This window comes from Pseudomonas sp. MWU16-30323, from assembly GCF_020515595.1.
Classification (GTDB): domain Bacteria; phylum Pseudomonadota; class Gammaproteobacteria; order Pseudomonadales; family Pseudomonadaceae; genus Aquipseudomonas; species Aquipseudomonas yamanorum.
The window spans coordinates 35,619-44,513 of record NZ_JAIWYM010000041.1; the positions used below are offsets into that span (position 1 = coordinate 35,619).

The following is an 8,895-nucleotide window of genomic DNA, read 5'->3' on the forward strand; positions in this document are numbered from 1 at the left end:
TCATGTCTCTGGAACAATCATCCCAAAACGCCCAGTTGAGTAACACCTATCAGGCAGGTAGCCAAGGAATCTATGGTGCCTTGTTCGCCAAAATCAACCTCAGTCCGGTTACGGAGTTGAGCGGTATAGAGGCTTTTCAACACTCGGAAGCGTTGTCCGAGGCATCTGCTGATGAACGGGTGACTGCGGCCGTTAGTGTGTTTTTGAATCTGTTAAAGGAGTCGTCGTATAAAATAGAGCGCTTGGATAAAGTGCTACTGGACGAACATATCGCCTCCCTGGATACACAGATCAGCCGCCAACTTGATGCGGTCCTGCATCACCCTGATTTCCAGCGCGTAGAGTCAACCTGGCGTGGTGTAAAGTCGCTGATAGATCAGACCGATTTTCGCCAGAATGTGCGTGTCGAGCTGTTGGATATCAGTAAGGAGCACTTGGTACAAGACTTCGAAGATGCGCCTGAGATCGCCCAGAGCGGTCTGTATTTGCACACCTACACCCAAGAATATGACACCCCGGGTGGCGAGCCGATTGCGGCGGCCATTTCCAACTATGAGTTCAGCCGCAACCCGCAGGATATTGCCCTTTTGCGCAATATTTCCAAAGTGGCCGCGGCTGCCCACATGCCGTTCATTGGCGCTGTCGGCCCGGCATTCTTTGGCAAAAAGACCATGGAGGAAGTGGCTGCCATCAAGGACATCGGCAACTACTTTGACCGTGCCGAATACATTAAGTGGAAAGCGTTCCGCGAGAGCGACGACTCCCGCTACATCGGATTGCTGATGCCCCGGGTGCTGGGGCGGCTGCCTTATGGCCCGGACACCGTTCCGGTTCGAAGCTTTAACTACATTGAAAGCGTCAAGGGCCCTGATCACGAAAAGTACCTGTGGACCAACGCTTCGTTCGCCTTCGCGGCAAACATGGTGAAAAGCTTTATCACCAACGGTTGGTGCGTGCAGATTCGCGGCCCGCAATCGGGTGGCGCGGTGACTGGGCTGCCGATTCACCTGTATGACCTGGGCACTGGCAATCAGGTGAAAATCCCTTCTGAAGTGATGATTCCGGAAACCCGCGAATTTGAATTCGCCAACCTCGGGTTCATCCCCTTGTCGTACTACAAGAACCGCGACTATGCGTGTTTCTTCTCGGCCAATTCGGCCCAGAAACCCGCGCTGTATGACACCGCCGACGCCACTGCCAACAGTCGAATCAACGCGCGGCTGCCATACATTTTCTTACTGTCGCGCATCGCTCATTACCTCAAGCTGATCCAGCGGGAAAACATCGGGACGACCAAGGACCGACGTTTACTGGAGCTGGAATTGAACAAGTGGGTTGGCGGGCTGGTGACCGAAATGACCGATCCAGGTGACGACCTTCAAGCCTCCCATCCATTGCGCGACGCCAGGGTGACGGTAGAAGACATCGAAGACAACCCCGGCTTCTTCCGCGTCAAGCTTTACGCAGTGCCGCACTTCCAGGTTGAAGGCATGGACGTCAATTTGTCCCTGGTTTCGCAGATGCCCAAGGCAAAAGCCTAAGTCACTTTCCAGGGAAATAATCTGATGAAAATCGACCGCCCCCTGTGGGCTGCGGGGGCGTTGCTGTCTCCGCAACAATTCCAGCAGCAAGCACGCTGGGAGGCCTGGACCAACGAGCGTCTGGCCCATTTGTCGCTGGTGCATCCCTGGGGCGTCCTGGGGGTTGCGTTCGATAGGCAAGCCTTGCGGTTAGGCAAGCTCAAGGCGACTCAAGTGCTGCTGCGCATGCCCGATGGTACGTTGGTGGATACCGATCACGTGGATCGGCTACCACCCGCGCTGGAGCTGGCCCAACTGCTTCCCGACACTGCCCGGGACGCGACGTTGCTGCTGGCGTTGCCGTTGGAACAAGCCAACGGCAACAACTGCTTGTTCGAAGGGGGAAAGGCCGACCGGCCAACGCGCTATCGCCAGGATTGGCGGCGAGTGCAGGACATCTACGCCGACGAGGTGCAATCGGTTGGTGTGCTGGAGCACGCCCTGACCTTGCGCCTGGCTGAAGATGAGAATGCCGAATACCTGACGTGCCCCGTCACACGCCTGGTGCGTGACGGTCAGGGCGCCTGGAATATTGATCCCGATTATGTCCCTCCGCTGCTCAGCTTCGCGGCCCATCCCGGGCTGTTGACCCAACTCGATAACCTGTTGACCCAGTTGGCAGCCAAGCGTCAACGCTTGATGGGGATGCGCCGCGAAAGTAACCAACGCATGGCAGATTTTGCCGTGGCCGATGTGTCGTTGTTCTGGTTGCTCAACGCATTGAACACCTATCAACCGGTACTGGCCGACTTCAAGTCACACCCTGCACGGCATCCCGAGCAGGTGTACCTGGAGCTGGTCAAGCTGGCCGGCAGCCTGCTGACGTTTTCCCTGGAACACGATATCGACAAGATTCCTGCCTATCGGCATGAACAGTTGGAAACCGTCTTCCCGCCCTTGATGCGCACTATCTCCACCTTGCTGGAGGCCAGTCTGCCGTCGCGGGTTATCGCCCTTGTACTGGAGGAGGTTGGGCCCAACCGCTGGCAAGTCACGCTTAACGACGCGCGCTTGCGTGAGCAGAACGGCGCCGACTTCTATCTGTCGGTACGTTGCCGTATGCCAGCAGCCCAGCTGCAAAACCAGTTCCCGCGGCTGTGCAAAGTGGGCACGTCCGACGATGTTGATCAACTGGTGAATGCTGCGCTTGATGGTGTGGCGTTGCAGCCCCTCAGTCATGTGCCGGCGGCTATTCCGCTGCGCCTGGAAAACCAGTACTTCGCCCTGGATCTCGGCAGCGCCAAGGGCCAGGCGATGCTGGCCGGAGGAACGTGCGCCATTTACGTCCCAAGTACGTTGCTGGACGTCAAGCTTGAACTGTTTGCGGTACTGCGCGCATGAGCCTGGCTGACTTGAACAAACGCACCTTCACGCCGCAGGATCTTGACGCCCTGTTACAAGACACTTACCTGCTGGTCGTCCAGTTGCGCGAGGGGGCTTCGCTGCAAAACAGTCCGCAGCTGCCAGAGCATTGCGCGAAGCAGGTCGAACAGGTTCGACAGGGCCTCAAGGACGCCGGCATTGGTACGCGCAACCTCGCGCTGATCAGCTATGCCCAGTGTGCCTTGCTGGATGAGACCGCACTGGGCTATGCCAAGGGAGACGCCCATGCCAATTGGGCCCGGGAGCCCTTGCAGGCTAAATTTTTCAACCGCCATCAGGCCGGTGAGTTCCTCTATGAGGATATCAGCGAAGCACTGCGTCATCCCGCGCCTGATGTGCGGGTGCTGACGGCGTTCCAGCGGGTAATGATGCTCGGTTTTCAGGGGCGGTACCGCGATGTCAATGATCCTGAGCGCGAGCAACTGCTAGCCGCCCTGAATGCACGGGTTGCTCCTCTGCAACTCAATCACACTCTGATGACGCACAGCGTTGGCCGCCGGATGCAACGTCTGCGCCGGATCGGTTCGCCAATGGTTCACGTACTGGCGGCTGGCTTGTTGTTGGCCGGCACGTGGTGGGGGCTGGATCACTGGCTGGGCGGCCTGGCCGCTACGCTTGTGCCAGGCCAGGGGTGAGGGCGTGATGACACTCAAGTTGACACGCGGCCTCTGGCTGTGGGCCGGTGCGCTGGTCTTGACCCTGTTGCTGATCGTACCGCTCTCCGGCGGGATACGTGGATTGGCCGCTACCTCCGTGGTGCTATTGCTAATGTGGGCCTGGGTACGCACGGGGCTTCGTTTTGCAGAGCATGGTCAGCAGTTGCATCTGCCTGGCGATACGCCCTTGCCACCGGCAGGCTATCGCAAGCCCGTGGTGCTGGTCTGCGGCGATGGGCTGGCGGGGCTTTTTGGCGATCTGCCTGCCGAGCAACTGATCCTGCGCACGACTCCGCAAGGCTGTTATGTGCGCGTCCCGTCTCTTGATCAGCTCGTGTCGATGACCACCAATCTCCAGGCCCTGCGTCCGGCCTGGACGGGACGACTGAGCGTGATGTTTGTCGCCAACCCCGCAGAGCACACGGATTCGGCTGCATTGGCTGGCCGGGTGCGCGCTTTCTGTCACCAGGTCGCCTTGGTGCGCAAGGGCGGTGTTGCGCTGCCCCTGATGCTGGTGAGCTATCTGCAAGCCGCAAAAGGCGAGGGTGCCTGGTTTAGTTGGGAATCCGGACAAGCCACCCCTTACGTGCGTGAGGCCGGTGCCTGCGTCAGCTTGTTCAACTGGCAGGTGCAGGCAACCCACAGCGCAACTTACGCCGAGCGCCTGTGCAGTAGCGTGCAGGTAGGCAGCGCGTCGACGTGGCTGAGAGAGGTGCTGCTCCCACACTTGGAAACGCGACCTGTGGCCTGCGCGATCACTTTGGTACCGGTTCTGCCCCAGGGCACCGACGGTAACCTGTGGCAGCAATGGCTACGTGACCGGACGGGGTTGAGGGGGGCTGAAAAAACTCCGGCAGGTTCCAGCTCAGTCTTGCCGTTTCCTGATCCTCTATTGAATTTGCTGCCGATTTGCACGCGGAATTCGGCAGTCCTTCGGTCAGGTATCACTGCGCTGTGGTTGTTCGTGTCGGCCGGTGTCGTGGCCCTGGCCAGCTTGGCCTGGCAGAACAACCTGCTGTTGCGCCAGGTCAGTGATGACCTGCGGCGCTATACCTCCATTCCCCCGGCTAAGCATCCTGGCCAGCCCCAATTCGCCTTGGGCGAAAACGCGATGGCAGTGCTGCGCCAGGACGCTGTGCGCCTGGATAACTACTACCGGCACGGCGAACCTTTGGGGCTGGGCCTGGGGCTGTACCGCGGCGAAGGCTTACGGCAGCCGTTGCTGGCGATCATTGCCAACCACCGGCAACCGCCAGAGGCCACGAGGCCCGCCGAGGTCTCCAACCCGGTAAGGCTGGACAGCCTGTCGTTGTTCGGCGTCGGGAGCGCTGAACTCAAGCCAGGCTCAACCAAAATCCTGATCAACGCACTGGCCAACGTCAAGGCCCAACCGGGCTGGCTGATTGTCATCGCCGGCCATACCGATGTTACGGGCAGCGTGGCGCAGAACCTTGAATTGTCCCGCGCCCGTGCCGCGTCGGTACGTGACTGGATGCAGCGCATGGGCGACATCCCGGACAGCTGCTTCGCCGTTCAAGGCTTTGGCGCCAATCAGCCAATCGCCAGTAATGACACCGAAGATGGGCGTACGGCCAATCGTCGTGTCGATATCCGCCTGGTGCCTGAAGTGGGGGCCTGCGCGCCGCCCACTGCGGTGCCCGGCAGGAAAACCTCTGTCGCATCCCGCGACATACAACCCTGAGAAAAGGAGCTTCACATGGCAATTCCCGTTTACCTCTGGCTGCAAGATGACGGCGGCGCTGAAATCAAAGGGTCCGTTGACGTACAAAAACGCGAAGGCAGCATCGAGGTCATCGCACAGGACCACAGCCTGTACATCCCCACCGACAACAATACCGGCAAGCTGACGGGCACCCGGGTTCACACCCCGTTCCTGTTCTCCAAGGAAATCGATGCCTCCAGCCCCTACCTGTACAAGGCGGTGACCACTGGCCAGACACTCAAAAGTGCCGAATTCAAGTGGTTCCGTATTGATGATGCCGGCCAGGAAGTTGAGTACTTCATCACCAAGCTGGAAAACGTCAAGGTGGTGAAAGTCGCGCCGAAAATGCACGACGTCAAAGACCCGAGCAAAGAAAAACACAACCACCTGGAACAGATCGAGCTGCGCTACGAGAAGGTCACCTGGACCTACAAGGACGGCAACATCATCCACTCCGACTCCTGGAACGAACGCCAAAGCGCCTGATGCAAAAGGACCGGCAGGCGTATATGCGCCTGTCGGCTCCGTTGACGATACGCCGACAATCCAGAACAAGGATGTAATCCATGGTCCAGAATTCCACTCGCTTGCTTCGCCGTCTCAACCCCTATTGCGCCCAGGCACTGAGTACGGCGGCGACCTTGTGCCAGAGCCGCGCCCATGGGCTGGTCAGCATCGAGCACTGGCTGCTTAAATTGCTGGAACAGGGCGAGGGTGACCTGACCCTGATTGCCCGCCGCTACGAATGGGATATGGACGCGCTCTGGCGCGGCTTGCTCGAACACCTCGACACCCTGCCGCGCAGCGTGCAAGGCAAGCCGCAGTTGTGCGGCAAGCTGCAACAATTGATCAAGAATGCCTGGTTGCAGGCCTCCCTTGATGGCAATAACAACACCCTGCGTTCGGCGCATTTGCTGGGTGCACTGTTGGAGACACCCAGCCTGCTCGCCTGTGACGCTGCCTGGCCGCTGCTCAGTATCAGCGATATCCAGTTACAACGTTTGTTTGAGCTGCTCGATCAACATTCAGAAGAGCGCCCACAAATACAGCAAGCAGCCACACTGGATCGCATCAACGTGCCGGCCTCGTCCGGTACCGGCGATTCGGATGTCATGAAAGTCATGCTGGAGAGATTCACCCATGACGTGACCGCCAAGGCTTGGGCGGGGCAGGTCGATCCCGTGTTCGGCCGTGACGATGAGATTCGCCAAGTCGTCGACATTCTCAGTCGTCGGCGCAAGAACAACCCGATTCTGGTGGGGGAGCCCGGGGTGGGTAAAACCGCTCTGGTTGAAGGCCTGGCATTGCGCATCGTCGAGGGCAACGTTCCCGACAGCCTCAAGCAGGTCAGTGTGCGTATTCTGGACTTGGGCCTGTTGCAAGCCGGCGCTGGCGTCAAAGGCGAATTCGAGCAACGCCTGAAAAACGTCATCGACGCCGTGCAGCTGTCGCCTCGCCCCGTTTTGCTGTTTATCGACGAAGCCCACACTTTGATCGGGGCCGGCAACCAGGCCGGTGGTGCAGACGCCGCCAATTTGCTCAAGCCGGCCCTGGCACGTGGCGAATTGCGCACCATCGCTGCTACCACCTGGAGCGAATACAAACAGTATTTCGAACGTGATGCTGCCCTGGAGCGACGCTTTCAGCGCGTCAGGGTTGACGAGCCGGATGACGCCAACGCATGCCTGATGCTGCGCGGTCTCAAAGGGCGTTACGCCAGGCACCACGGCGTGCATATCCAGGACGCGGCCGTACAGGCAGCGGTGACGCTCTCGCGGCGCTACCTGACGGGCCGCCAACTGCCAGATAAGGCCATCGACCTGCTTGACACCGCCAGTGCACGGGTACGCATGGGCCTGGACTGCGAGCCGCAGGCGCTGGTACGTCTCAAGGCCCGGAAAACCGCCTTGGAGCTGGAGCGCCAGGCGCTGGAAGACGACCGGCAATTGAGCGGCTGCGCCGCCAGTGAGCGCCTGGCGATCATCGCCGAGCAGCATGACGAATTGAGCCGCGAGCAAGCCGAACTTGAAGAGCAATACCGCCACGAACGTGACCTCACTTCTCAGTTGCGCGACGCCCGCCAGGCAGAACCTTCGCAGGCGGCGGTCTGCCTGCAACGGCAGCAAGAGCTGAGCAATATTCAGGGCCGCCAGCCATTGCTGTCCCTCGACGTCGATGCCCGAAGCGTGGCCGAAGTCGTCGCCGACTGGACCGGCGTGCCCTTGGGCAGCCTGCTCAAGGACGAGCAAGCCAACCTGCTGGCGTTGGAGCACCAACTGGGCGAGCAGGTGATCGGCCAGGACCCTGCGCTCGCCGCCATGGCTCAACGCCTGCGCGCAGCCAAGACCGGTCTCACCGACGAAAAAGCGCCACTGGGTGTGTTCCTGCTGGTGGGCACCAGCGGCGTTGGCAAAACCGAAACCGCCCTGGCCCTGGCCGACAAGCTGTTCGGTGGCGAGAAGTCGCTGATCACCATCAACCTCTCGGAATACCAGGAAGCGCACACCGTCAGCCAGCTCAAAGGCTCGCCTCCCGGTTATGTCGGTTATGGCCAGGGCGGCGTGCTCACCGAAGCCGTGCGCCAACGCCCCTACAGCGTGGTGCTGCTCGACGAAGTAGAGAAGGCGCACCGCGACGTCCTCAACCTATTCTACCAAGTCTTCGACCGAGGCTGCATGCGCGACGGCGAAGGACGGGAAATCGACTTTCGCAACACCGTCATTCTCATGACTTCCAACCTCGGCAGCGATGAGCTGCAAGCCTGCCTGCAAGAGTTTCCCGGGGCGCCGGACAGCACCTTGCACGAGTTGCTGCGCCCGATCCTGCGGGAACACTTTCAGCCGGCCTTGCTCGCCCGTTTCCAGACCCTGATCTACCGACCGCTGCAGGCCGACGCGTTGCAGCGAATCGTTGGGATCAAACTCGCCCAGGTGGCCACGCGTTTACAGCGTCACTACGGATTGGATTGCCAGATCGATGCCGCCCTCAACACCGCGTTGGTGGCCGCCTGCCTGCTGCCCGACACCGGTGCGCGCAACATCGACAGCCTGCTCAACCAGCAGATCCTGCCGGTGCTCAGCCAGCAATTGCTGCAACGCCAGGCCGCCCGACAGAACACCCGCGGGGTGACCCTGGGTTACAGCGATGAGGAAGGCGTTGTCCTGCACTTCATTGATGCCCACGACGGGGTATCGCCCGTGGCGATGGAGGCCTGAACATGCTCAATGAATTACGCTGCTTTTTCGACCACAGCCGCCACAAACTCACTGTTCGCGATGTTGACGCCGTGCTGGACGTGCTGGCGTTTGAGGGCAAGGAGGGCCTGAGCGAACTGTTCAGCTACCGTGTGGAGTTCACCAGCACCGATGGCGATATCGCTGCCGAGAAAATGCTGGGTCGCAACGCCACGTTCAGCTTGTACGGCGCACCCCTGCAATCGCCGATGCGCGGCTTCATACCACCGCCTGCCAGCCCGTTGCGCACGCTTCATGGCGTGGTCACCGGCTTCAAGCGCCTGTCCGGTTCCAACGACGAAGCCCGCTACGAAATCATT

Annotated in this window: 7 protein-coding genes; all 7 read left to right on the top strand. The window is 60.1% G+C overall.

All coding sequences use genetic code 11. The features are described 5' to 3' along the window. Positions 1-2 precede the first annotated feature (2 nt). Entirely contained in the window at positions 3-1,541 is a 1,539-nt protein-coding gene (gene tssC / locus LIY45_RS28185) for a type VI secretion system contractile sheath large subunit (protein ID WP_226478329.1), read from the top strand. A 24-nt stretch (positions 1,542-1,565) separates the two neighbouring features. After that, positions 1,566-2,921: a type VI secretion system baseplate subunit TssK gene (tssK, locus tag LIY45_RS28190; protein WP_226478330.1), complete on the top strand. Its 1,356-nt coding sequence runs from the start codon at positions 1,566-1,568 to the stop codon at positions 2,919-2,921. Next, entirely contained in the window at positions 2,918-3,598 is a 681-nt protein-coding gene (gene tssL / locus LIY45_RS28195) for a type VI secretion system protein TssL, short form (RefSeq protein WP_226478331.1), read from the top strand. The genes tssK and tssL overlap by 4 nt, the downstream gene beginning before the upstream one ends. A 7-nt stretch (positions 3,599-3,605) precedes the next feature. Beyond that, positions 3,606-5,321 carry an OmpA family protein gene (locus LIY45_RS28200; RefSeq protein WP_226478332.1) on the top strand — a complete coding sequence of 572 codons (1,716 nt, stop codon included), beginning with the start codon at positions 3,606-3,608 and terminating at the stop codon, positions 5,319-5,321. A gap of 15 nt (positions 5,322-5,336) precedes the next feature. Further along, complete coding sequence (locus LIY45_RS28205; protein WP_177048981.1) at positions 5,337-5,828, top strand: Hcp family type VI secretion system effector; 492 nt, start codon at positions 5,337-5,339, stop codon at positions 5,826-5,828. Positions 5,829-5,908: 80 nt separating this feature from the next. After that, positions 5,909-8,557 carry a type VI secretion system ATPase TssH gene (gene tssH, locus LIY45_RS28210; protein ID WP_226478333.1) on the top strand — a complete coding sequence of 883 codons (2,649 nt, stop codon included), beginning with the start codon at positions 5,909-5,911 and terminating at the stop codon, positions 8,555-8,557. A gap of 2 nt (positions 8,558-8,559) precedes the next feature. Continuing rightward, a partial coding sequence (locus LIY45_RS28215; RefSeq protein ID WP_260525443.1) for a contractile injection system protein, VgrG/Pvc8 family occupies positions 8,560-8,895 on the top strand: 336 nt, incomplete at its 3' end.